The organism is Nocardioides gilvus, assembly GCF_003194605.1.
Lineage (GTDB): Bacteria > Actinomycetota > Actinomycetes > Propionibacteriales > Nocardioidaceae > Nocardioides > Nocardioides gilvus.
Genome location: NZ_QHKY01000001.1, coordinates 15906 through 38608 on the forward strand (window position 1 = coordinate 15906; position 22703 = coordinate 38608).

Here is a 22703-nt window from a genome sequence, read left to right on the forward strand (position 1 = left end):
TCACCCTCCGGAGTCACTCCCGGTCTCGGGGCCCGAACCCCCCAGGGCACGCACGCACTCGCCGCCGCCGGCGGGGCGTACGTCGCCCAACTGCGACATCGCCTCGTCGGCGCGGGCCCGGCCGATGCTCCAGGACTCCCAGCCGAACTCGTCGCTCTCCGCGTCGTACGTGCGCCCCGCACCCCGCGGGCCGAGCTCCACCACGCAGCGAGCCAGCTCGGGGTCGAGACGGTCGACCACCGTGGGCAGCGCACCGTCCCCGAGCTGGGCCAGGTACTCCACGTCGAGCCGACCCGTGCGCTCGAAGCGATCGATGTTGCGCTCGGCCACGAAGGCGTCCAGGTTCAGCAGGCTGAGCGCCAGAACCACCGCGGCTCCGCTGACCAGTGCCACGCGGGGCACCCAGCGGGCCCTGCCGAGGAGCCCGAGGATCATCACGGCGGCCACGACGAACCCGAGCCAACCTTCGAAGGCATTGACCAGGACCCGCAGCTGGGTGAAACCGTAGGCGTCCTGGTAGACGGCCATCCGCGCCAGGGCCGACACGACCACCCCCAGCGTCAGCGCCCCCAGGATGCCCGTGGAGATGCGCAGCCACCGTCTGTCCGCAGCGCTCGCACCCGCACGGCGCGATGCGGCCCAGACGACGACCAGGGCGAGTGCCGTGGCGACGACCAACTGACCGAAGCCTTCGTGCACGTACTCGGCGTAGCTCAGCCCGACCGTCTCACGCAGGTACTCGTGCCCAGCCAGGACGACGAAGACCTGGGAGGCCACGAAGACCGCGAAGATGGCATCGACCACGAGCACCGGGGCCAGCCACTCCCAGCGGTTCGCGGACGGGGTGACCTCGCGCTCGACCGGGTCGACCCGCACCGGGTTGCGTCCGAGGTAGGCGGCGGCCAGCGTCATTGCGAAGACTCCCCCGGCCACGAAGAGTCGAGCCACGGCGGTGTCGACCCTCAGCTCAGGGATGAGGTTGTCGAGCCAGCGCGCCAACACCGCGTCGGCGGAGACGAAGAGGAGACCGAAGACCAGGGTCAGACCCGAGGAGACCAGGATCGTCCTGACCACCGCCGGTCCGCGTGCGGTGGAGCCCGCGAGGTGCAACGTACGGGCGAACCACGGCATGCCACGCAGGGACGAGAGTGGCCAGGCGAAGCCGGAAGCCAGCATGCCGCGCAGCGTACGAGCACCGGTCACACCGCTGAGGAAGGTGCCGGCCGCGACGAAGATGGCCACCGCGACCATCGGACTGGTCGAGTTGACGAGCACGCTCAGCACCAGTGCCGTGGCCAGTGCGGTGGTGACCAGGGTGAACGTCTCGCGTCGTCTGGCCGAGGCCCACCACGCGGTCGCTCCTGCAGCGGTCAGGACCAGCACCCAGCCCACTCCCGGGCCGGAGAAGGCCATGACCGCTCCTGCCAGAAGGCCCACCGCAGCACTCGCCCCGACGACCCGCAGGTCCGGCTCGGGACTGCGCTCGGGCCACCGAGACACCAGTGGATGCTCGGTGACCAAGGGCGCGGCGGTGGGCGACGCGACACCGGAGGTCACGGGGTAGGGCTGCTGCCCGATGTCGACGGTGAGCGGGGCGGGCGCCGAGGCACTGATCGCCCGGGCGCTCGGCAACGCCGACAGGTCGAGGCGCAGCCGGGCCCCGGACGAACCGGCGTCGGGCTCGAGGAAGGCCAACTGTCCCTCGTGCAACCGGGCCACCCAACGCGCGATGGCCAGGCCGACCCCCGTCCCACCGCCGGCGGCATCAGTGCCGAACCGTTCGAAGACCCGTTCTCTCTCCTCGGGGGCCACCCCCGGCCCTTCGTCGAGCACCTCGAGCCACCACGCTCCGGAGGCCTCGGTCCCGGCATGCACCCGCACCACGCTCTCGGCCGGGGCGTGACGAGCGGCGTTGTCCAGCACGTTGATGAGCAGTTGACGCATGCGGGCAGGGTCGACAAGGACCTGCATGCCCTCGGGGATTGACAGCTCCACACGCGGGTCACGCCCGGTGGACCGGACGTCGGTCAGGCACTGGTCGACCAGCTCACGCAGGTCCACCGGGGCCAGGTCGAGATCCACGACTCCCGCCTCGAGGCGCGACAGGTTGAGGAGGTCCCTCACCAGGGCGCCGAGCCGTTCGGCGCTGTCGAGCACCTGCTCGAGGTGGTCACGGTCAACCTCGACGACCCCGTCCACCAGGTTCTCCAGCTGGGCCGTGATCGCAGCCACCGGCGTACGCAACTCGTGGGAGACCGTGGCGATGAGGTCGCGTCTCTCGACGTCCACCTTCTCGAGGTCGGCCGCCATCTGGTTGAAGGCAGCCGCGAGACGCCCCACCTCGTCGGTGTTCTGGGTGCGGACGCGGACGCCGTGGGCGCCGCGTGCCATCCCCTGGGCCGCCGCGGTCATCTCCTGCAGTGGGGCCACCATGCCGGCGGCAAGCAGCTGGGTCACGACCAGCGCGAGGAGCAGGGTCACCGGAAGGGTCAGGACCAGCGGCACTCCGGTGAGCCCACCGATGGCTGCCACCACCGCGGCGACGGTCGCCGCTGCGATCACCAGAGCACCCAGCTTGACCTTGATGGAGCCGATGCCTTCGAGCCAGCTCATGAGGACACCTCGAGCGCGTACCCGACTCCGTGGACGGTCCTGATCCGATCCGCGCCGATCTTGGCACGCAGGGCCTTCACGTGACTGTCAACCGTCCGGGTGCCGGCGGCGTCCGCCCAGTCCCACACCTCGGCGAGCAGGCGTTCGCGGTTGAGCACGCGTCCTGGCTCGTGCGCGAGAACGCTCAGCAGGTCGAACTCGGTCCTGGTCAGGTGCACCTCCCGGGTCGCGATCCGGACCCGACGGGTGGCCGGATCGACGTGCAGGTCGCCGATGACCATCTCGCCCTCGCCGGTCGAGTCCTGGAGCTGGGAGGCCCTTTCCACCCGACGTAGGAGAGCCGCGACCCTGGCGACGACCTCACGGATGCGGAACGGCTTGGTGAGGTAGTCGTCGGCCCCCACGCCGAGCCCGACCAGGACGTCCGACTCCTCGTCACGCGCAGTGAGCATGAGCACCGGCACCGGACGCTCGGCCTGGATCCGGCGGCACACCTCGTGCCCGTCGAAGCCGGGCAACATCACGTCCAGGACCACCACGTCCGGCGACTCGTCGAGGGCCACCCGCACGGCTCCGGGGCCGTCGAAGGCCTGGAGGACCTCGTACCCCTCCGACCGGAACCGTGCGCTGAGCGCCTCACTGATGCTGCGCTCGTCCTCGACCACGAGGACTCGTCTCTTCGTCATGGCACCGACCCTAGATTCGGACCCGCGCAGGAACAGGGCGCGACGTGTGAAGGTTCTGTGCAGATCGCGGCGACGACGAAGCGGCCACTCAGCGGACCTGGTCGCGACGGTCGACCGAGGGCCACCGAATGCTCACCAACGCACCGCCGCCCTCGGCGTCGCCGATGCTCAGGTCACCGCCGTGTGCTCGTGTCAGTCCGTGCGCCAAGTACATGCCGAGTCCGCTTCCGGCGCTGGAGCCCTGGGTGGTCCAGAACTTCGTGAAGACGCGACGACGCAACTGCTCCGGGATGCCCTCCCCCTCGTCGGTGACCCGCACTTCGACACCGGGGTACTCGGCCTCCGGCGCCAGGACCCTGAGCCCCACCCGCACGTGCCCGTCCCCATGGCGTACGGCGTTCTCGACGAGGTTGGTCAGCACCTGGGTGAACTTGTCGGGGTCCGCGAAGATTTCGCCGACCGACGCATCCACCTCGACGTCGAGGGTCACCGGACGTGAGGTGGCGGCCCCCACCGAGTCGACCACACGCCTGGCCAGGGTCGAGGCGTCGACCTCACGTGGGTAGAGGCTCAGACGTCCGGTGTCGAGACGTGCCACGTCGAGCAGTTCTGCGATCAGGCGTGTGAGACGGTCCGCATCGGCGTTGACCGTGTTGAGCATGAGCTTCTTCTGGTCGTCGTTGAGGACGTCCCACCGGTTCAGCATGGCCTGGACGAACCCCTTGACCCCTGTGAGCGGAGAGCGCAGCTCGTGCGCAACGGTGGCCACGAGATCCGAGCGCTCGCGATCGAGGCGCGCGCGACCCCGGCCGCTGCGCAACGTGAGGGCAACCTGCTCCACCGGAGCCCCACGACCGGGACGGTGCAGCTTGGCCAGCACCAGGACCTCTTGCCCGTCGGGCAACAACCATGACTGTTCGGGAATCCCCGAGCGCGTGCCCAGCCCCGCGTAGGGGCAGTTGCTCTCCCACCAACCGACGCCGTGGTGGTCCACCAGGGACATGACCTCGGCGAGCGGTCGACCGACCTCGGCACCTGCTCCCAACATCCGGCGGGCCACGATGTTGATCGCCCGCACCGTCTGCGTCGCGTCCGCGACCACCACACCGTCGGGAAGCGCGTCCAGCCACTGTTGGGTCACGAGGGCGAATCTAACGAGTCAGACGCCCCGATGTCTGCAGCCCGCACCGGGGTTCAGCGTTGGGCGCGGGCACTGGCGTACAGGCAGACTGCCGCTGCAGTGGCCAGGTTGAGGCTCTCGGCGCGACCGTGGATCGGGATCGAGACCTGCAGGTCCGCGGCCTGAGCGAGCTCTTCGGGCAGGCCCCACGCCTCGTTGCCGAAGAGCCAGGCGGTCGCGGGAGCGAGGTCGATGTCGAAGAGGTCGCTCTCCCCGCCACCGTCGGCCGCGAGGACCCGGAGTCCGGTGGCGCGGAGTCGGACGACCGCCTCGACGGGATCATCGACCAGCACGATCGGCAGGTGGAAGAGACTCCCGACGCTCGCTCGTACCGTCTTGGGGTTGTAGGGGTCCACCGAGTGACCAGCCAGCACCACTGCGCCCGCTCCGGCGGCGTCGCTCGTCCGGATGACGGTGCCGGCGTTGCCGGGGTCCCGGACGTCAGCGCAGACGGTCACCAGCCTCGGGGACTCGGCGAGGACCTGGTCGAGAGGGACGTCGAGAAAACGACAGAGCGCCACGAGGCCGGCTGGGGAGACGGAGTCGGAGAGCGAGTCCATGGCGCGGTCCTCGACCAACCAGACCTGCGGGGCACTGACCAAGAGGTCGGCGTACTGCTCTGCCGCGTCCACGGTCGCGTAGACCTCGATGACGCAGTCGGGCACGGTGAGGGCTCCTTCAACGGCCTTGGGACCGTCGGCAAGGAAAAGCCGCCGCTCGGTTCGCACCGAGCGGCGGCTGAGTTTCCGTGCCTCCTTGACGCGAGTGTTCGCGTGCGAAAGAGGGGTGTTCACGAAGTCGTCAGGACGCCTTGGGGGCGTTGACGTCCTCGGGCAGAGCAGCCTTGGCAGCCGCCACCAGGGCGGAGAACGCCGGGGCGTCGTTGACGGCCAGCTCAGCCATGATCTTGCGGTCGACCTCGATGCCAGCCAGGTTGAGACCCTGGATGAAACGGTTGTAGGTCATGCCTTCGGCGCGGGCAGCGGCGTTGATGCGCTGGATCCAGAGCTTGCGGAAGTTGCCCTTGTTCTTGCGACGGTCGTTGTAGCTGTAGACCAGCGAGTGGGTGACCTGCTCCTTGGCCTTGCGGTACAGGCGCGAACGCTGACCGCGGTAGCCGGAGGCGCGCTCCAGGATTACCCGACGCTTCTTGTGGGCGTTTACCGCCCTCTTGACGCGTGCCATTTTCTTACTCCTTGATGCTTGTCAGACCGGAAGCCGACTCGAGGTCAGCGGCCGAAGATGGGGTGAGCGTCGCGTCAGCGACCGAGCAGCTTCTTCGCGCGAGGCACGTCAGCCTTGGCAACCTCGACCGTGCCGGTGAGGCGACGGGTGACCTTGGAGGACTTCTTCTCGAGGTTGTGGCGCTTGCCAGCCTTCTCGCGAAGGATCTTGCCCGATCCGGTCACACGGAAGCGCTTGCTGGCTCCGGAGTGGGTCTTGTTCTTCGGCATCTGGATGCTCTCTCTTCTCGTGATGCGTGCGGCGGCCTACCGGGCCACCGAGTACGTGTGGAAACTCAGGCTTCGATCTCGGGGTCGAGGTTTTCCGAACGGCCGCGTTCCTTCTTCTTCGCGACTTCCTGACCCGGCTTGGGCGCACGGTCGGCGCGCTCCTGGGCCTCCGCCTCGGCGCGCTCGGCGACCTTGGCGTCCTTCTCGGCCTGGACCTCGACCTTGGCGTCCGCCTTCTTGCGGTGGGGGCCGAGCACCATGATCATGTTGCGACCGTCCTGCTTGGGCGAGGACTCGACGAAGCCCAGCTCCTCGACGTCCTCTGCCAGCTTCTGCAGGAGGCGGAAGCCGAGCTCGGGACGGTGCTGCTCACGGCCACGGAACATGATCGTGATCTTGACCTTGTCACCGGCCTTGAGGAAGCGGACCACGTGGCCCTTCTTCGTCGCGTAGTCGTGCGCGTCGATCTTGGGACGAAGCTTCATCTCCTTGATGATCACGTTCGTCTGGTTGCGTCGTGCGTCACGGGCCTTCTGGGCGTTCTCGTACTTGAACTTCCCGTAGTCCATGAGCTTGCAGACGGGCGGGCGACCCTGGGGCGCGATCTCGACCAGGTCGAGATCTGCCTCCTGGGCAAGCTTCAGTGCCTGATCGGTCGGAACGATGCCGACCGTCTCACCGTTGGGACCGACGAGCCGAACCTCGGGAACCCGGATCCGGTCGTTGATGCGCAACTCAGTACTGATGTGTCCTCCAGTGGTTTGTGCGAATCGGAGACACCGCCCGAAATGAACAATGGCTTCCGCTGTGTCGTCAGCGGAAGCCAGTCACACGTATCCCGGGAACTGAAAACGTGGTGTGAGATCGGCGCGCCGTGCGGCGTGCTTTTCTCGGACCGGACCCGACGACCTGAATCGGTCGATGCGGGTGGGAGACGTGGTACTTGCCTCCGCTTGGTGATCGCCCCGACGGTGTCGGATTGATCGGTCAACGGAGCAACAGTAGCCGAAGCGTTCCCGGTGACGCGAATCGACGCGAACTGGTGCCGGCTCAGCCGTCGATCGAGTCCGCGGGACGGATCCACCCGGTGCGCTCGCCGACCCGGGCCAGAGTCCAACCGGCCGCGAAGGCCTCCAGGTCCTGACCCTCCAGGACGAAGGTCACCGGCCCGGCGATGTCGAGGACCAGAGCGGCAGCCTGCTCCTCGACGGCACTCTGGGCCGCGACCGCGGCAGGCACCGGAACCGGCCGGGCGTCGGTGTTCCAGCGCTGCAGGGTCTCGGTGGAGGTGAACGCGAGCAGGGCCTGGCGCCCGTCGGCCCCGGTGATGAGCACGGTCGCCATGTCACTGCTCTTGTCGTGGGCCAGGCCCCGGTCGTCGTACTCGACCTCGCCGAGGACTGCCACCACCGGGACCAGCAGGCGGGCCGGTGCCAGCGCCTGGATCACGTCGGCCGAGCGCGCGGGGGTCACGGCGTAGGCCTCGAGCGCAGCGAGGAGGGCCGGCGAGATCGTGCCGTCGTCGTCCGGGAAGGAGGACTGGAGGATCTCGGCGCCAGCGAAACGATTCGGGTCAACCATGGTGTGACGAGCCTAGCCGCCGGTGTGGGACGCTGGACGCGTGGATGAAGTGACTTGGGGAGCGCTTGCTCTCACGCTGACGCTGGCCGGTGGGTTCTACACCTGGTGGGCGTTCACCCGACGCGGGTTGACGCCGGGCATGCGGGGACTGGCGTTGACGCTGCTCCCGATGGCCGCATGGTTGACCGGCACGCTGCAGATGTTCACCCAGATCGCGAACTCCGTCGGCCGGTGGGCCACGAGCCTGGTCTTCTCCCCCATCGTCTGGCTCGGCACCAGCGCAGCCGGAGTGTCGGTGGCCCTCTTCCTCCTCGCCCGCCTGATCGACTCGCGTCGTGGGGTGACCCCAGCGGCAGCGGGTCGGGGGGACAAGAGCGTGAAGTCCGCCCGGGGCAAGAAGTCGCTCCCGCCCGCGACCGGCGCAGGCCCGGCCCCGGTGGACGACGAGTTCGCCGACATCGAGGCCATGCTGCGCAAGCGAGGCATCCAGTGACCCCAGCTGGTTGGATCGAACGCAACCAACTCTGGACCCGCCTCAACACCGCTGTCGAGCACCACCCCGAAGACCTCTCCACCCCGATCACCGTGGTCGACCTCGACGCCTTCGAGGCCAACGCCGCCGACCTCGTACGCCGCGCGGGAGGCGTACCGATCCGGGTGGCGTCGAAGTCCCTGCGGGTTCCTGACCTGATCACACGGGCACTCGCCCTCCCCGGCTTCTCGGGGGTGCTGGCCTACACACTGCGCGAAGCTCTCTGGCTCCACGAACACGGCGTCAGCGACGACATCGTCGTCGCCTACCCGAGCGTCGACCGGGGCGCCCTGCGCCGAATCGGCGCCGACCCGGCTGCCGCGCGCGCGATCACGCTCATGGTCGACGACCCGGCGCACCTCGACCTCGCCGATGCGCACCGGTCCCCCGAGGTCACGCTGCGGGTGGCCCTGGACATCGATGCCGGGCTCCGCTTCGCCGGCCAGCACCTCGGGCCCAAGAGGTCTCCGCTCTTCGAGGCGGACGCCGTGATGGCACTGGCCCGAACCGTCGTCGGACGCGCAGGCTTCCGCCTGGCGGGAGTGATGACGTACGAAGGTCAGGTCGCGGGGGTCCCCGACGATGTCCCCGGCCAACGCGCCCGCTCGCGCGTCGTACGCCAGGTCAAGCAGGCATCCCTCGCGCAGTTGGCGCAGCGCCGCCAAGAGTTGAACTCGCGACTCAGCAGCTTGGTCTCGCTGGAGTTCTGGAACGCCGGCGGGTCGGGGTCGGTGAAGGCGACCGCGGCAGACGGCGCCGTCACCGAGTTGGCCGCCGGATCCGGGCTCCTGGTCCCGGGGCTGTTCGACCACTACCGCTCCTTCGACCCCCTGCCCGCAGCCTTCTTCGGGCTCCGCGTCTCGCGTCGGCCCTCCGACTCCGTGGTGACGGTGCACGGCGGAGGGCTGGTCGCCTCCGGCACTCCCGGTCCCGACCGGGCGCCCCAGCCGTGGGCTCCCCCGGGGCTCTCCCTCACCGGACTGGAGGGGGCGGGCGAGGTGCAGACGCCTCTCACCGGCCACCCGGCCGAGGTGCTCAGGATCGGGGACCTGGTCTGGTTCCGACACGCCAAGTCGGGAGAGCTCTTCGAGCACACGACGACGGCCCACCTGGTGCGTGGAGACCGCATCGTCGACTCGGTGCCCACCTACCGTGGCGCCGGCCAGGCCTTCTGACCAGGCATTCTGACCCTTGGCCGCGCTGCCCTCCCCCGAACCCTCTCGTGGTGTCGTCGACCGCGTCCTCGCCCTGGTGGACAGCCGACCGGCGTCGTTGGGCACAGCACGCCTGCTCTGCATCGACGGACCGACCGGGTCAGGCAAGAGCACCTTGGCCGACAGTCTCGTCGCGGCCCGTCCGGACACGGGGTTGGTGCGCCTCGACGACCTGCTCGACGGATGGGACGGGCTGCTCGAGGTCGCCGACACCCTGACCCGTGACGTCCTGGTCCCTCTGTCGCAGGGCCTCGTCGGCTCCTACCGGCGCTACGACTGGCTGGCGGGCGAGTTCGCCGAGACCGTGCTGGTGCCGCACCACCCGCTGCTCGTCGTCGAGGGGGTGGGGTCCGGCTCGCTGGTCACCGCGCCGTTGCGTAGTGCCCTGGTCTGGCTCGAGGCTCCTGCCGTCCTGCGTCGCCGACGAGGAATCGCACGCGACGGGGATGCCTTCGCGCCGCACTGGGCTCGTTGGGCCGCCCAGGAGGAGCAGCTCTTCGCCACTCAGCGCACCAGGTCCGCCGCCGACCTGGTGATCGGGACGTTCGCCTGACAGGGCCCGAGGCGCTCCTTAGAGTCCTGCGCATGGCTGAACTGCTGGCTGCCGCTGCCGCACCGCGTACGTACGCGGGTGGCAAGCTGCTGCCCGCAGGCCAGCGACACCTCGTCAGCAGGTTCTCGTACGGCGTCACGCCCGCCCTCGCGACCCAGGTCCGCCGCAAGGGTGGCGCCAAGAAGTGGTTCGCCTGGCAGCTCAAGGGAACGGCCATCAAGGACCGCACCCACGCGACGACGAAGACGTGGTGGCCAGACCTGGCCCGTGGCCCGGAGAGCCTGTGGAAGCGCAGCTCCAGTGGGGTGCGCGGTGGCTGGGAGGTGATGGCTGACTACCAGCGCTGGGTGATCGTGCGGCGGATGACCTCGCAGCAGCAGGTGCTGGAAACCATGACGCAGTTCTGGGAGGGGCACCTCTACGTCCCCACCAACGGCGAGCAGTGGTTCACCCACCGCGTCTCCTACGGGGAGACCATTCGCAAGCACGCGCTCGGCCGCTACGACCAGATGCTGTACGCCGCCATCACCCACCCGGCCATGTTGCTCTACCTCGACAACGCGACCTCGACCGCCAAGAGCCCCAACGAGAACCTCGGGCGCGAACTTCTCGAGCTCCACACCGTGGGGCGCGGTCACTACACGGAGGCCGACGTCAAGGACTCGGCTCGCATCCTCACCGGCTGGCACGTCGACATGTGGAAGACGTGGAAGGCCTCGTACCGCACCGACATGCACGCCACCGGTCGGGTGAAGGTCAAGAACTTCTCCCACGCCAACGCCTCGGGGGACGGGCGTGAACTCACCCGGAAGTATCTCCACCACCTGGCCCGTCACCCCGACACCGCACGCCGGATCGCGACGAAGCTCGCCATCAAGTTCGTCGGCGACAATCCGTCCCCCGCGCTGGTCAGCAAGTTGGCGCGGGTCTACCTGAAGAACGACACAGCCATCAAGCCGGTGCTCAACGCCCTGGTCCAGTCCAAGGCCTTCAAGGCCTCGGCAGGAAAGAAGGTGCGTGACCCGATCGAGGACGTGATCGCCACCTACCGGGTGCTGGGGGTCAAGGTCGCCAGGCCGACGTCATCGTCCTCAGGCGCCAACGCCGTCCTCTGGCAGGCCCAGGGCATCGGGGCCACCCCGTTCGGTTGGCCACGGCCCGACGGCACCCCCATCGACAACGGCCCCTGGACCTCCACGTCGCGGATCCTGGCCTCCCTGCGGAACCACTACACGATGTCGGGCGGGTGGTGGCCGACCGAGCGACTCACCTACCGCACCCCTCGTTCCTGGGTGCCGAAGTCGGGCATGAGGTTCGACGCCCTGGTCGACCACCTCTCACGGAATTTGTTGCACCGTCCCGCGACGCCGCGTCTCGTGCGGGCCTGCAGCGAAGCGGTCGGGATCAAGGCCGGGACCAGGATCACCCACGACCATGCGCTGGTGAGATGGCAGATGCCCAGGCTGCTCACGACCGTGCTCGACTCCCCCCACTTCTTCGGACGGTGAGCTCGCAATGACGGCATCTGACCCCCGCACTCCCCACGACGGCTCCGGCTGCTGCCCCGAGTACGCACGTCTCGGCGAGGTCTCCCGCCGTGGCTTCATGGTGGGCGCCATCGCCACCGGCGTCGCAACGACCTTCGGCTCCACCGTGGTGCAGGTGGCGGCGGCTCCCGACGCCGCCGCTGCCGCGACCCGGGGCCGTGGCGTGATGGTGGTCCTCTCGTTGCGTGGCGCTGCAGACGGACTCTCCCTCGTCGTGCCGCACGGCGACCCGGTCTACGCGAAGGCCCGGCCGCGGATCGCGATCCCGTCGGAGAAGCTCCTCGTCAAGGACGACTTCTTCGGCCTCCACCCCGAGTTCGCACCCCTCGTCCCGATGTGGCAGAAGGGGCGGGTCGCGGCGATCCATGCCGCGGGACTACCGGTCCGCAACCGGTCCCACTTCTCCGCGATGGAGGAGTTGGAGAACGCTGCCCCTGGCTCGACCGTGCGCAGCGGCTGGTTGAACCGCCTGATCGGGGTGGACTCCAATCCATCCCCGTTGCAGTCGATCAACCTGGGTGGCACCCCTCCCGCTGCGCTGTACGGGACGCAGCCCTTCCTCAGCGCCGGCAAGATCGAGGACGTCGCCCTCGCCGGTTCCGACGGGAACGCAGCACGGACTCGTTCACTCAAGACGCTCTGGGGCGCCCAGGACGGCCCCCTGGGCGCAGCGATGCAGGCGACCTTCTCCGCGGTGAAGGAGTTCGAACCGGTCACGAGGAGTTCCAGCAACCCGAAGAAGGGCGTGACCTATCCGAGCACCGACCTCGGGCGGGCGATGGCCCAGGTGGCGCGGATCGTACGGACCGACGTGGGCACGGAGGTCGTGACCGTCGACCACGGCGACTGGGACATGCACACCGATGTCGGCAATCTCGAGTGGGGAGCGATGAAGCAGCACACCTCCGAGTTGGCCGGCGCCCTGGCGGCCTTCTTCGACGACCTCGGCGCCCTGGGCGAGACCGTCACCGTGGTCTGTCTCAGTGAGTTCGGTCGGCGGGTGGCCGAGAACGCCAACTGGGGACTGGACCACGGCTACGGCACCGCCATGCTCCTGCTGGGCGCCGGCGTCAGGGGCGGCTACCACGGGACGTGGCCCGGCCTGACGAACGGACCGGACACCGACCTGCTGGTCACCACCGACTACCGCAGCGTGCTCGCCGAGGTCGTCAAGGCCCGCTTCGACACCAGCCACGCGAAGGTCTTCCCGGGGTTCACGCCTCGACGCGTGGGAGCCATGATCGGGCAGTAGGCGCGCCAGTAGGAGTGGACCGCCGGTGTGGTTCAGCGCGCGAGCAGCGTACGGATCTCCCGCACCGCGGCGGTCGCGCGCCCGCCGTCGGTGGCCTGCAGGGCCGTGACCGAGACCTGGCTGCCGTCGGCGAGGGTCAGGCGGGCCCACGGAGCACCCGAGGGCAGGGAGATCTTCGTGATGCTCTCCCAGGCCAGCGTGTGCTTGCGGTAGCCGTTGACCACGACGAGCCCTTCGGTCCTCGCCTCCACCCGCGCGCGCCCCAGGGCATGTCCTCCGGCGAGGATGCCGAGGGCCAGCACTGCCATGGTGGCGAACTGGAAGGGCGTGAACTTGTCCCTGACCGCTTGGTCGAGACCGAGCCAGGCGAAGGTGCAGACGACCGCGAGGGTCAGCCCGAAGAAGATGGCTGCCACCCGGACGCCGACGGGGCGCCAGGTCCTGGGCAGACTCGGCTCCCCCGAGCCGCCGCCCGACGAATGCTCAGAGTCGGCACGCATGGATGTCCGTCAGCAGGATGCCTCGTGCCCCGAGGTCGAACAACTCGTCCATCAGACGCTGACTGCCCTTGCGCGGGACCATGGCTCGAACGGCCACCCACCCCTCGCGGTGCAGCGGTGAGACCGTCGGGCTCTCGATGCCGGGCGTGAGCGCGACTGCCGGCTGGACGTGCTCACTGCGGATGTCGTAGTCCATCATCACGTAGCTGCGGGCCAGCAGGACGCCCTCGACGCGACGACGGAAGGTCTCGAACCCGGCCGGCCGTTCTCCGCCGCGCGAGATGAGCACGGCCTCGGAGGCGAGGATCTGCTCACCGAAGGTGGCCAGACCCGCGGCCCGCAGCGTGCTACCGGTCTCGACGACGTCGGCGATGACGTCGGCGACGCCCAGCTGGATGCTGGTCTCCACCGCGCCGTCGAGGCGGGTCACTTCTGCGTCGATGCCCCGCTCCTCCAGGAACGCCCGGACGACGCCGTCGTAGGACGTGGCGATGCGCTTGCCGGCGAGGTCGTCGAAGGAGTGGTACCTGCCAGCAGGGCCGGCGAAGTGGAAACGCGAACGACCGAAGCCCAGGGCGTGCACCTCCTCGGCTGCCGCTCCCGAGTCGAGCAACAGGTCGCGGCCCGTGATGCCGACGTCGAGGGTGCCCTGGCCGACGTACAGAGCGATGTCGCGCGGGCGCAGGTAGAAGAACTCGACGCCGTTCTCGGCATCGGTCAGCGCCAACTCCTTGGTGTCGCGGCGTTGCCGGTAGCCCGCTTCGCGCAGGATGTCGGACGCAGCGGTCGACAGGGAGCCCTTGTTGGGCACGGCGACGCGCAGGAGCGGGCCGTGGGGAGTCTGTGCCATGGGTGGGGTCCTCAGAGGTGTGAGTAGACGTCTTCGAGCGTGATGCCGCTGGCGATCATGAGCACCTGGGCGTGGTAGAGCAACTGGCTGATCTCCTCAGCGGTCGCCTCCTTGCCCTCGTACTCGGCCGCCATCCAGGACTCGGCAGCCTCCTCGACCAGCTTCTTGCCGATCGTATGGACGCCGGCGTCGAGCGCTCGTACGGTGCCGGAGCCTTCGGGGCGGGTCCGGGCAAGCTCGTTGAGCTCGTCCCACAGACCTTCGAACGTCTTCACAGGGCCCAGCCTAGGTGGTCGAAGATCACAAGGTGACCTCGCGTCCGTCAGGCACCGGAACGGATGGCCCTGATCACCCGGGCGGTCTCGAGCGCGGCCGAGGTTGCCTCGTACCCCTTGTCCTCCTTGGACCCGTCCAGTCCGGCACGGTCCAGGGCCTGGGCGTCGGTGTCACAGGTGAGGACGCCGAAGCCGATCGCGACCCGGTGGTCGAGCGCGACCCTGGTCAGCCCGTCGGTGGCCGCGGAACAGACGTACTCGAAGTGCGGGGTGCCACCGCGGATCACCACACCGAGGGCCACGACAGCGTCGTACCCCTCGGCGCCGAGCGCCTGGGCGACCACCGGCAACTCGAAGGTGCCGGGCACTCGCAACTCGACCGCCGTGGCCGAGTAGGCCGTCAGGGCGCGTCTGGCACCGGCCAGCAGCCCGTCCATCACCTCGGTGTGCCAACTGGCCGCCACCACGGCGACCTTCAGGTCACCGGCGTCGAACAGCTCACTCGCGGGGGCTCCGTCTCCACTCACAGGTCTTCCTCCAGGTTGGCGATCGAGTGACCCATCCGGTCACGCTTGGTGCGCAGGTAGGCGCGGTTGTGCTCGTTGGGCACCGGCGTCAGGGTGACCTGCTCGGCGACGTCGATGCCGTAGTCGCGCAGGTTGGTGACCTTGTCGGGGTTGTTGGTCATCAGGCGCACCGTGCCCACGCCCAGGTCACGCAGGATCTGGGTGGCTGCACCGTAGTGACGGGCGTCGGCGGGGAGCCCCAGGTCCAGGTTGGCGTCGACGGTGTCACGCCCGTCCTCCTGGAGGGCGTACGCGCGCAGCTTGGAGAGCAGCCCGATGCCGCGTCCCTCGTGCCCACGGAGGTAGACGACCACTCCCCTGCCCTCGGTGACGATGCGGGCCATGGCGTCGTCCAGCTGCGGACCGCAGTCGCACTTGCGAGAGCCGAAGACGTCACCGGTGAGGCACTCGGAGTGGACCCGGGTCAGGACCGGCTCGTCGCCGGAGAGGTCGCCGTGGACGAGCGCCAGGTGCTCGGAGTCGTCGATCGTGATCCGGTAGCCGTACGCGGTGAAGTCACCGTGCACGGTGGGGAGCTCGGTGACAGCTGCCCGCTCGACGAACAGCTCGTGGCGGCGGCGATACCGGACGAGGTCCTCGATCGAGATCATGGCGAGACCGTGCTCGTCAGCGAACTCGCGCAACTCGGGGGCGCGCTTCATCGAGCCGTCGTCGTTCACGATCTCGACCAGGACGCCCACCGGTGCCAGCCCGGCCATCCTGGTCAGGTCCACGGCAGCCTCGGTGTGCCCCCGCCGCACCAGCACGCCGCCCTCGCGGTAGCGCAGCGGGAAGACGTGGCCGGGCCGCGTGAGCTCGAAGGGCTGGGTCTCCGGATCGGCCAGCAGACGGGCCGTACGGGCTCGGTCGGCAGCGGAGATTCCGGTGGAGACGCCGTCGCGGGCATCGACCGAGATCGTGTACGCCGTGCGCATCGGGTCCTGGTTGTTCGGGGTCATCAGACCGATGTCCAGGTGGTCGAGCTCGGCGGCCGGCATCGGCACGCAGATCACTCCGCTCGAGTGACGGATCGTGAAGGCCATCAACTCGGTCGTGGCCTTGGCCGCGGCGAAGATGATGTCCCCCTCGTTCTCGCGGTCCTCGTCGTCCACGACGACGACGGCCTTGCCCGCGGCGATGTCAGCGATCGCACGCTCGACGGAGTCCAGTCGGATGCTCATGCGCCCACTCCTTCCAGGGACGGGTCGGTGACAGGAGACGTCTGGGGCGTCGCGTCGCGCGCGGCCCGCCACCAGACGAAGAAACCCATCACCACGAAGAATGCGTAGAAGAGGTACATGCCCACGGTCGCGTGGGCCGGGTAGGGCGAGCGCACGAGGCTGACCACACCGACCACGTCGACGAGCATCCAGACCAGCCAGAACTCCACCCAGCCCCGGGCCATGCCCCAGGTGGCGAGCATCGAGCCGGCCACGATCCAGGCCTCGGTGGGCGGGCTCCAGGAGCCGATCTGCAGCAGAGCCGCGTAGGTCAGGGCGTAGACGCCGGCGCCGACAGCCAGCAGCAGGAAGCGCTCGTTCCAGGTCGCCCAGCGGGGTGTGATGGCGCCACCGTCGGCCGAACCTCCCGAGTGACGTTGCCGGGTCCAGCGCCACCACCCGTAGAGACTCACCGCGGCGAAGAAGACCTGGCGCCCTGCCTGACCCCACAGTGGCTCCTCGCCGACCTCGGCGATCGAGCCCGTGGTGAAGACGAAGAAGAGGAGGACGTTGCCCACCAGCCCGATCGGCCATGCCAGCACCCACCGGCGCATGCCGAGGATCGCGCTGGTGAGCCCGAAGACGTTGCCGAGCACCTCCGGCACGCTCAGGAAGCTGGAGCCGATGTCGATCTGTCCGGTGGCCAGCCACTCCAGGATGCTCATGCGTTCTTCTCCTCAACGGCACCGGGCAGGTAGGCCCGGACCAGTTTGGCGACGTGCTTGGCGATGACGTCGGTCTCCAGGTTGACTCGCTCGCCGACCTGCCGCAGGCCCAGGGTCGTCCGCTTCAGGGTCTCGGGGATCAGGCTGACGGTGAACGAGTCGTCGCTGACGTCGACGACCGTGAGACTCACGCCATCGACGGTGATGGACCCCTTCTCGACCAGGAACGGCGCCATCGTTGGCGGCAGTGAGATCTGGACGACCTCCCAGTGCTCGCTGGCGGTGCGAGCCAGGATCTCCCCGACGCCGTCGACGTGACCCTGGACGATGTGACCACCCAGACGCTTGTCAGCGGTCACGGCCCGCTCGAGGTTGACCCGATCACCGGGTCGAACGCCCGCGAGGCTGGTCCGGTCGAGCGTCTCCTGCATGAGGTCCGCGGTCCAGAGGTCAACGGTGGCACCGGGGTCAGCGGAGTCGCTGGCACCGACGTCGCTGACGGTGAGGCAGCAACCGTTGACGGAGATGGAGTCGCCCAGGTGGACGTCGTCGAGCACGGTCTCGGCCCGGATGGTGAGGCGGATGGCGTCGGTCTGGTCGAGCACCGCGTGCACGGTGCCCAGTTCTTCGACGATGCCGGTGAACATCAGGAGGCCTCTCGATCATGGGGGTTCGTCGGTGCGCCGGAACGCCGGGGCACGAGGGTCAGGCGGATGTCGGTGTCGGGACCGGCGCCGATCGTTTGGACGTCGACCACGTGGAGGCGCAGCGCGTCCGCGATGGTGTCGATGCCCAGCGCTGCGACGGAGTGCGCGCCGGCCCCGAGCAGGACGGGAGCGACGTACGCAATGACTTCGTCGACCAGACCTGCCCGCAGGAAGGCGGAGCCCAGCGTCGGTCCACCTTCGAGGAAGACGTGGTGCCGTTCGAGCCCGCCCAGCGCCCGCAACGCTTCGTCGGGGTCCTGGGTGAGCAGGCGTACGGTGTCGGCTCGGTCGTTGAAGACCCGTAGGTCGGCGGCGAGCTCGCGCAGCCCCATCACCGCCCGCAGTGGCTGGACGTCGAGGGGCTCACCGTCGGAGTCCCGGACGGTGAGCTCGGCGTCGTCGACCTCGACGGTGCCGGTCCCGGCCAGCACCACGTCGCACTCGCCACGGAGGCGGTGCACGTCGAGGCGGGAGGCGGGGTTGGTGATCCAACGACTCGTACCGTCGGCCGCCGCACTGCGGCCGTCGAGGGTGGTCGCGAACTTCCAGGTGACGAACGGGCGGTCGTGGGTCAGGCCATGGGTCCAGGCTCGGTTCAGGTGGGCGGACTCGGCGGCCAGCAGCCCACCGGTGACGTCGACCCCCGCCGTACGCAGTGACTCGGCGCCGCCGCTCGCGACCGGGTTGGGGTCTGCCTGGGCGAAGACCACTCGACGGACGCCGGCAGCGATCAGCGCCTCGGCGCAGGGGCCGGTCCGGCCGGTGTGGTTGCAGGGTTCGAGGGTGACGACCGCCGTGGTGCCGCGAGCGGCCTCACCGGCCGCGGCGAGGGCGTCGGCCTCGGCGTGGGCCGTGCCCGCTCCCCGGTGGAACCCCTCGGCGACCACTTGGCCGGCGTCGTCCAGCAGCACACACCCGACGCGGGGGTTGGGGCCCAGCGGCACCCCGGGGGTCGCCGCCAACGCGAGGGCGCGCCGCATGGCGCTGAGCTCGCTGGCGCTGAGCTCGTCGGCGCTCTGCTCGGCGGGACTGGACGACATGGGCGACGCTTCCTGTGCGGTTTCGCGAACCAGGGAGGTCTGCCGACGGATCCAGAAAATGCAACAACGTTGCAGCGTGGATCCATCTGCGTGCGCTTCTCATCCGGACTTTAACCGTCGGTACAGGAATTTCACCTGTTCAACCGGCCACTGGCAGTGGCCGGGTCGCGGACTTTACCGCCGGTGCGGAATTTCACCGCCCCCAGAGCACGCGAGTTGAGTCAACTCGATGGGTGAAGACTAACCCATTGCGCGGGGTCAGAGCGTTCAGGCCCAGATGACGTACCTCACCCGACCAGGAGTCAGGCGGGGCGGGGTGACTTCCGTCAGAGGAGCGGACTGGCCATCTCGGCGGTCACCTTCAACTGGCGCACCATCGCATCAGGATCAGAGGCGGAGTAGACCGCGGAGCCTGCCACGAAGACGTCGGCGCCTGCCTCGGCACAACGTTCGATGGTCTCGAGGCTCACACCGCCGTCGACCTGCAGCCAGGTCTCGACGCCATGCTTCTCCATCAGTGCGCGGGCACGACGGATCTTGGGAAGGCAGAGGTCGAGGAACTTCTGGCCGCCGAACCCGGGCTCCACCGTCATGATGAGCAGCATGTCGAGCTCGGGGAGCAGGTCCTCGTAGGGCTCGATGGGGGTGGCCGGCTTCAATGCCATCGAGGCGCGAGCCCCTTGCAGGCGGATCTCGCGGGCCAGACGGATGGGAGCCTTGGTGGCCTCGATGTGGAAGGTGACGCTGTCTGCCCCGGCCTCGGCGTACGCGGGAGCATTGCGGTCCGCGTCCTCGATCATGAGATGGGCGTCCAACGGGGTCTCGGTCGCGCGGTTCAGCGCCTCGATCATCGACGGGCCGAAGGTCAGGTTCGGGACGAAGTGGTTGTCCATCACGTCGACGTGGATCCAGTCGGCGCTCGGGATGCGAGCGATCTCCTCCCCGAGGCGGGAGAAGTCGGTGTTGAGGATGGACGGCGTGATCTGGATTCCCACGAGGGCAGTCTATGCGTTCAGCCCGCCCCGTCCTCGTCCGGACCTGTTGCCTCTTCTCCGTCGGCTTCGTCGCGGTCCGACCACTCGAGCAGGGGCGCCAGGTCGAAGGGGTGGTCATCGATCTCGGAGTGCAGGTCACCGAGCTCTTCGAAGCGCTGCGGCACGGTCCGGATGGTGAAGTCGCCCGGCTCGCAGGCATCCACCTCGTCCCACCTCACCGGGGCGCTCACCTGAGCGTTCGGCACTCCCCGCACCGAGTAGGCGGAGGCGATCGTGTGGTCGCGTGCGTTCTGGTTGTAGTCGACGAAGAGGTGTTTCGGGTCCCGGTCCTTGCGCCACCAGGCCGTGGTCACGTCGTCGGGTGCGCGGCGCTCGACCTCGCGGGCGAACGCGAGGGCTGCGCGACGTACGTCCGCGAAACCGTGCTCGGCAGGCACCCTGACGTAGACGTGCAGACCGCTGCCGCCGCTGGTCTTGGGAAAGCCGACTGCGCCCAGTTCGTCAAGGACTTCGTGCACTACGCCAGCGACCCGTTGCACGGTCGCCCAGTCACACTCCGGGCCGGGGTCCAGGTCGATGCGCCACTCGTCCGGCTTCTCGGTGTCGGCGCGGCGACTGTTCCAGGGGTGGAACTCCACGGTCGACATCTGCACGGCCCACGCGACCGAGGCCAGCGAGGTCACGCAGAGCTCGTCGGCGGTGCGGTTGTAGCGCGGAAAGTGGAGCTCGACGGTCTCGACCCAGTCGGGTGCGCCCTTGGGGATCCGTTTCTGGTGCACCTTGTCGCCAGCGAGTCCCTTGGGGAACCGGTGGAGCATGCACGGGCGCTCGTACAGGGCGTTGACGATCCCGTCCCCGACGGAGAGGTAGTACTCGACCAGGTCGAGCTTGGTCGCACCGATCTCCGGGAAGTAGATGCGCTCAGGGTTGGTGACCTTGACGAGACGGTCCTCGACCTCGATCTCGACGAACGGGGAACTGGCCATGGGTTCACCGTACTCAGGTGAGGGTCTCCTCCACTTGGGGGAACTTGGTCGAGTTGTGCACAGACGACGTGGACGGCGCCCACGCGGCGCTCTTGAACCCCTACGCTCCCGAACGAACCATTTTCGGGAAGGGACCCCATGCTTCGTCTGCCTCCTCTGTTTCACCGCCAGGGCGCTCGGCGCGTCAGCGCTTCGCTCGTCGCCGTCGCGATGGGGCTGACCTTGCTGGTGGGCTGCTCCGGGGAGCAACCCGAGCCCAAGTTCGCAGAGGAGCCGACGGCCGAGCCGCCGAGCCCGACGGTTGACGCCGCCCCGAAGAAGGAAACCGTCAAAGAGTTCCTGGTGCGGTGGGCCGAGGTTGAACGCGAGATGCAGAACACGGGCAAGACGGAGGAGTACGCCGCCCTGTCGGCGGGCTGCCAACCCTGCGAAGCCCTGGTCAAAAGGGTCGAAGAGATCTATGCCAACGACGGCTTCATCCGCACAGATGGTCGCTTGATCCAAGGGGTGGACGAGAAGGGACGGAACCGGTATTCCGTCAAGGTTGCTGCGGCGCCGACTGAATACCAGTCAACTGCGGGAGCTCCGGTTGAGAGTTTGGAAGGCGGGGAGAGCCGCTACAGAATCCACCTGAAAAGGCATCAAGACAGCTTCGTACTCGCTCAACTGGTGGAAGAAGGCCAATGAGTCGATCGCTCGTTCTCGTGCTGGTGGCCGGACTCCTCGGACTCCTCGAACTGGTCGAGGGCTCTGGCACCCCAGCTTGGGCGTCCCGGTCATGTGATCAAAGGTCCGATCTCCTGGAACTAGAGCGCGAATGCACCTACACCACCCATCAGGCGCGTGAGCGTGTCAACAGGAATGTCGCCACGAAGAAGTACCGCTACCGGATCACTTGCAAATATGAGGGCGGAGACGAGTGTCGAGGCGCATCTGATTGCTACTGGGAGGGGAAGAGCAGTTACTGGATGGAAGAGGCCACCGTCGGTCAGGAGGACTGGACCTACGTGGCGACTCTGTGCCTCGACGACGAGTCTGAGGTGACCGAAGGCGTCACCGAGGTGGAGGTCCGTCGAGCCTTCACGGAGCTCACCTGGCCCGAGGCCACGCTGCTGATCCAGCCTCCGGACGGTGAGACGCTGGTCAACCTCCCCACGATCTTCCGCACGCCGGACACGGCCGCTCAGTCCCGCTCCGTCACGCTGCTCGGGGTGCGCATCCAACTCGAAGCCACTCCCACCTCCTGGACGTGGCACTGGGCCCAGCCGGGCGACGACGCCACCGAGGAGGACGTCACCACGCACACCACCACGACTCCCGGCGCAGCCCACCCGAACGCGACCATCACTCACGCGTACCGACGCGCTTCAGATGCCGTACGCCCCAGCGTCGACGTGACCTACACCGGTCGCTACCGCGTGGGTGGCGGCGCCTGGATCGACATCGACGGGACCCATGTCGTGGCCGGTACGCCACAGTCGTTGCGCGTCCTGGAGGCACGGCCCACCAGGATCCGCTGACCAGCGCGAGGCGGTGTCTAGGCTGCGCACCATGCGCCTGCAGCAGCCACCGGTGGTACGCCTCGACGTTGACGATCCGACTGCGCTGCCCCGGGATCAGTGGCCGATGACCGTCCCCGCCGTGGCCCAAGTGGTCCGCGACGGGCTGGTCCTCTCCCCCGGGATCACGTTCCTGGTCGGCGAGAACGGCTCCGGCAAGTCGACCGTGGTCGAAGCCGCTGCCGCCGCGTACGGACTGTCCCCCGAGGGAGGCACCATCAACGGTGTCCATTCGACCCGTGCGACGGAGTCACCACTCGGCGAGATCATCCGGGCCCAGCGCGGCGTCGGCACTCGACGGTGGGGGTTCTTCCTGCGGGCCGAGACGATGCACTCGTGGTACACGTTCGCCGAGGGTCTCGGCGGCCCGGGTCCGCGCTACCACGAGGTGAGCCATGGCGAGTCCTTCCTCGAGGTGGTGCGCGAGCACCTCACGGGCCCGGGCTTCTACGTCCTCGACGAACCCGAGGCCGCCCTGTCGTTCCAGGGGACGCTCGCCCTCATGTCCGCCCTTCTCGACGTCGTCGCCGCGGGCGGCCAGGTGCTCTGTGCAACTCACTCCCCGGTCCTCGCCGCACTGCCGGGCGCCCGCCTCCTCGAAGTCGGGGCATGGGGTCTGCGCGAAGCGACCTGGGACGAGTTGGACCTGGTCTGGCACTGGAGGTCGTTCATGAACGAACCGGAGCGCTACCTGCGTCACCTGGTCGACTGAACCACCACTTGAGGGG

26 protein-coding genes and 1 riboswitch are annotated in these 22703 nt (G+C 68.6%); of the genes, 8 read left to right on the forward strand and 18 right to left on the reverse strand.

Annotated features, from left to right (window positions below):
* From DNK52_RS00070 to DNK52_RS00105, 8 genes are all read right to left on the reverse strand, one after another.
* Positions 1 to 2613 carry a DUF4153 domain-containing protein gene (locus DNK52_RS00070; protein WP_110238538.1) on the reverse strand — a complete coding sequence of 871 codons (2613 nt, stop codon included), beginning with the start codon at positions 2611 to 2613 and terminating at the stop codon, positions 1 to 3.
* Positions 2610 to 3299, reverse strand: a complete 690-nt coding sequence (locus DNK52_RS00075; protein ID WP_110238539.1) for a response regulator transcription factor — start codon at positions 3297 to 3299, stop codon at positions 2610 to 2612. The genes DNK52_RS00070 and DNK52_RS00075 overlap by 4 nt, the downstream gene beginning before the upstream one ends.
* Before the next feature lie 88 nt (positions 3300 to 3387).
* Positions 3388 to 4440 carry a sensor histidine kinase gene (locus tag DNK52_RS00080; RefSeq protein WP_110238540.1) on the reverse strand — a complete coding sequence of 351 codons (1053 nt, stop codon included), beginning with the start codon at positions 4438 to 4440 and terminating at the stop codon, positions 3388 to 3390.
* A gap of 53 nt (positions 4441 to 4493) precedes the next feature.
* A complete protein-coding gene (locus tag DNK52_RS00085) occupies positions 4494 to 5273 on the reverse strand; it encodes a TrmH family RNA methyltransferase (RefSeq protein WP_110238541.1) in 780 nt (259 codons plus the stop codon).
* 7 nt (positions 5274 to 5280) lie between these two features.
* Complete coding sequence (rplT, locus tag DNK52_RS00090; protein ID WP_110238542.1) at positions 5281 to 5664, reverse strand: 50S ribosomal protein L20; 384 nt, start codon at positions 5662 to 5664, stop codon at positions 5281 to 5283.
* Between the two features lie 74 nt (positions 5665 to 5738).
* Entirely contained in the window at positions 5739 to 5933 is a 195-nt protein-coding gene (gene rpmI, locus DNK52_RS00095; protein WP_110238543.1) for a 50S ribosomal protein L35, read from the reverse strand.
* Positions 5934 to 5998: 65 nt separating this feature from the next.
* Complete coding sequence (gene infC / locus DNK52_RS00100; protein ID WP_110238544.1) at positions 5999 to 6667, reverse strand: translation initiation factor IF-3; 669 nt, start codon at positions 6665 to 6667, stop codon at positions 5999 to 6001.
* Between the two features lie 316 nt (positions 6668 to 6983).
* Complete coding sequence (locus DNK52_RS00105; RefSeq protein WP_110238545.1) at positions 6984 to 7514, reverse strand: SseB family protein; 531 nt, start codon at positions 7512 to 7514, stop codon at positions 6984 to 6986.
* Between the two features lie 40 nt (positions 7515 to 7554).
* Between DNK52_RS00105 and DNK52_RS16215 the strand changes: the two genes are divergently transcribed.
* The 5 genes from DNK52_RS16215 to DNK52_RS00125 are packed head-to-tail and all read left to right on the forward strand — an operon-like array spanning position 7555 to position 12612.
* Positions 7555 to 8007, forward strand: a complete 453-nt coding sequence (locus DNK52_RS16215) for a hypothetical protein (protein WP_239455279.1) — start codon at positions 7555 to 7557, stop codon at positions 8005 to 8007.
* A complete protein-coding gene (locus DNK52_RS00110) occupies positions 8004 to 9221 on the forward strand; it encodes an amino acid deaminase/aldolase (protein ID WP_239455280.1) in 1218 nt (405 codons plus the stop codon). The genes DNK52_RS16215 and DNK52_RS00110 overlap by 4 nt, the downstream gene beginning before the upstream one ends.
* A gap of 16 nt (positions 9222 to 9237) precedes the next feature.
* Complete coding sequence (locus DNK52_RS00115; RefSeq protein WP_239455281.1) at positions 9238 to 9813, forward strand: nucleoside/nucleotide kinase family protein; 576 nt, start codon at positions 9238 to 9240, stop codon at positions 9811 to 9813.
* A gap of 32 nt (positions 9814 to 9845) precedes the next feature.
* Entirely contained in the window at positions 9846 to 11321 is a 1476-nt protein-coding gene (locus tag DNK52_RS00120) for a DUF1800 domain-containing protein (protein WP_110238547.1), read from the forward strand.
* 7 nt (positions 11322 to 11328) lie between these two features.
* Positions 11329 to 12612, forward strand: a complete 1284-nt coding sequence (locus DNK52_RS00125) for a DUF1501 domain-containing protein (protein WP_110238548.1) — start codon at positions 11329 to 11331, stop codon at positions 12610 to 12612.
* A 32-nt stretch (positions 12613 to 12644) separates the two neighbouring features.
* On the opposite strand, the gene DNK52_RS00130 is transcribed toward DNK52_RS00125, so the two are convergent.
* The 10 genes from DNK52_RS00130 to ligD all read right to left on the reverse strand — a co-directional run bounded on the left by DNK52_RS00130 (position 12645) and on the right by ligD (position 20416).
* A complete protein-coding gene (locus DNK52_RS00130; RefSeq protein WP_110238549.1) occupies positions 12645 to 13112 on the reverse strand; it encodes a PH domain-containing protein in 468 nt (155 codons plus the stop codon).
* The gene (gene hisG / locus DNK52_RS00135) at positions 13096 to 13962 is read right to left on the reverse strand and encodes an ATP phosphoribosyltransferase (protein WP_110238550.1); all 867 of its coding nucleotides are present in this window, start codon (positions 13960 to 13962) and stop codon (positions 13096 to 13098) included. Before hisG ends, DNK52_RS00130 begins: the two co-directional genes overlap by 17 nt.
* An 11-nt stretch (positions 13963 to 13973) precedes the next feature.
* The gene (locus DNK52_RS00140) at positions 13974 to 14237 is read right to left on the reverse strand and encodes a phosphoribosyl-ATP diphosphatase (RefSeq protein WP_110238551.1); all 264 of its coding nucleotides are present in this window, start codon (positions 14235 to 14237) and stop codon (positions 13974 to 13976) included.
* A 47-nt stretch (positions 14238 to 14284) separates the two neighbouring features.
* Positions 14285 to 14764, reverse strand: a complete 480-nt coding sequence (ribH, locus tag DNK52_RS00145) for a 6,7-dimethyl-8-ribityllumazine synthase (RefSeq protein ID WP_110238552.1) — start codon at positions 14762 to 14764, stop codon at positions 14285 to 14287.
* On the reverse strand, positions 14761 to 15984 hold the full coding sequence (locus DNK52_RS00150) for a bifunctional 3,4-dihydroxy-2-butanone-4-phosphate synthase/GTP cyclohydrolase II (protein ID WP_110238553.1): 1224 nt from the start codon (positions 15982 to 15984) through the stop codon (positions 14761 to 14763). Before DNK52_RS00150 ends, ribH begins: the two co-directional genes overlap by 4 nt.
* Positions 15981 to 16688 carry a nicotinamide riboside transporter PnuC gene (pnuC, locus tag DNK52_RS00155; RefSeq protein WP_110238554.1) on the reverse strand — a complete coding sequence of 236 codons (708 nt, stop codon included), beginning with the start codon at positions 16686 to 16688 and terminating at the stop codon, positions 15981 to 15983. Before pnuC ends, DNK52_RS00150 begins: the two co-directional genes overlap by 4 nt.
* A complete protein-coding gene (locus tag DNK52_RS00160; RefSeq protein ID WP_110238555.1) occupies positions 16685 to 17335 on the reverse strand; it encodes a riboflavin synthase in 651 nt (216 codons plus the stop codon). Before DNK52_RS00160 ends, pnuC begins: the two co-directional genes overlap by 4 nt.
* A complete protein-coding gene (gene ribD, locus DNK52_RS00165) occupies positions 17335 to 18435 on the reverse strand; it encodes a bifunctional diaminohydroxyphosphoribosylaminopyrimidine deaminase/5-amino-6-(5-phosphoribosylamino)uracil reductase RibD (RefSeq protein WP_239455282.1) in 1101 nt (366 codons plus the stop codon). The genes DNK52_RS00160 and ribD overlap by 1 nt, the downstream gene beginning before the upstream one ends.
* 86 nt (positions 18436 to 18521) lie before the next feature.
* Positions 18522 to 18650, reverse strand: a riboswitch (FMN riboswitch).
* A gap of 111 nt (positions 18651 to 18761) precedes the next feature.
* A complete protein-coding gene (gene rpe, locus DNK52_RS00170; RefSeq protein WP_110238556.1) occupies positions 18762 to 19430 on the reverse strand; it encodes a ribulose-phosphate 3-epimerase in 669 nt (222 codons plus the stop codon).
* Positions 19431 to 19447: 17 nt separating this feature from the next.
* Positions 19448 to 20416: a non-homologous end-joining DNA ligase gene (ligD, locus tag DNK52_RS00175; RefSeq protein ID WP_110238557.1), complete on the reverse strand. Its 969-nt coding sequence runs from the start codon at positions 20414 to 20416 to the stop codon at positions 19448 to 19450.
* A 138-nt stretch (positions 20417 to 20554) separates the two neighbouring features.
* Here ligD and DNK52_RS00180 point away from each other — a divergent pair, with 138 nt between their 5' ends.
* From DNK52_RS00180 to DNK52_RS00190, 3 genes are all read left to right on the forward strand, one after another.
* Positions 20555 to 21103, forward strand: coding sequence for a hypothetical protein (locus DNK52_RS00180; protein ID WP_110238558.1), 549 nt, complete (start codon positions 20555 to 20557; stop codon positions 21101 to 21103).
* Positions 21104 to 21384: 281 nt separating this feature from the next.
* Positions 21385 to 21936 carry a hypothetical protein gene (locus DNK52_RS00185; RefSeq protein WP_110238559.1) on the forward strand — a complete coding sequence of 184 codons (552 nt, stop codon included), beginning with the start codon at positions 21385 to 21387 and terminating at the stop codon, positions 21934 to 21936.
* Between the two features lie 31 nt (positions 21937 to 21967).
* Positions 21968 to 22687 (forward strand): AAA family ATPase, encoded by a 720-nt coding sequence (locus tag DNK52_RS00190; protein ID WP_110238560.1) that lies wholly within the window; start codon positions 21968 to 21970, stop codon positions 22685 to 22687.
* Positions 22688 to 22703 lie beyond the last annotated feature (16 nt).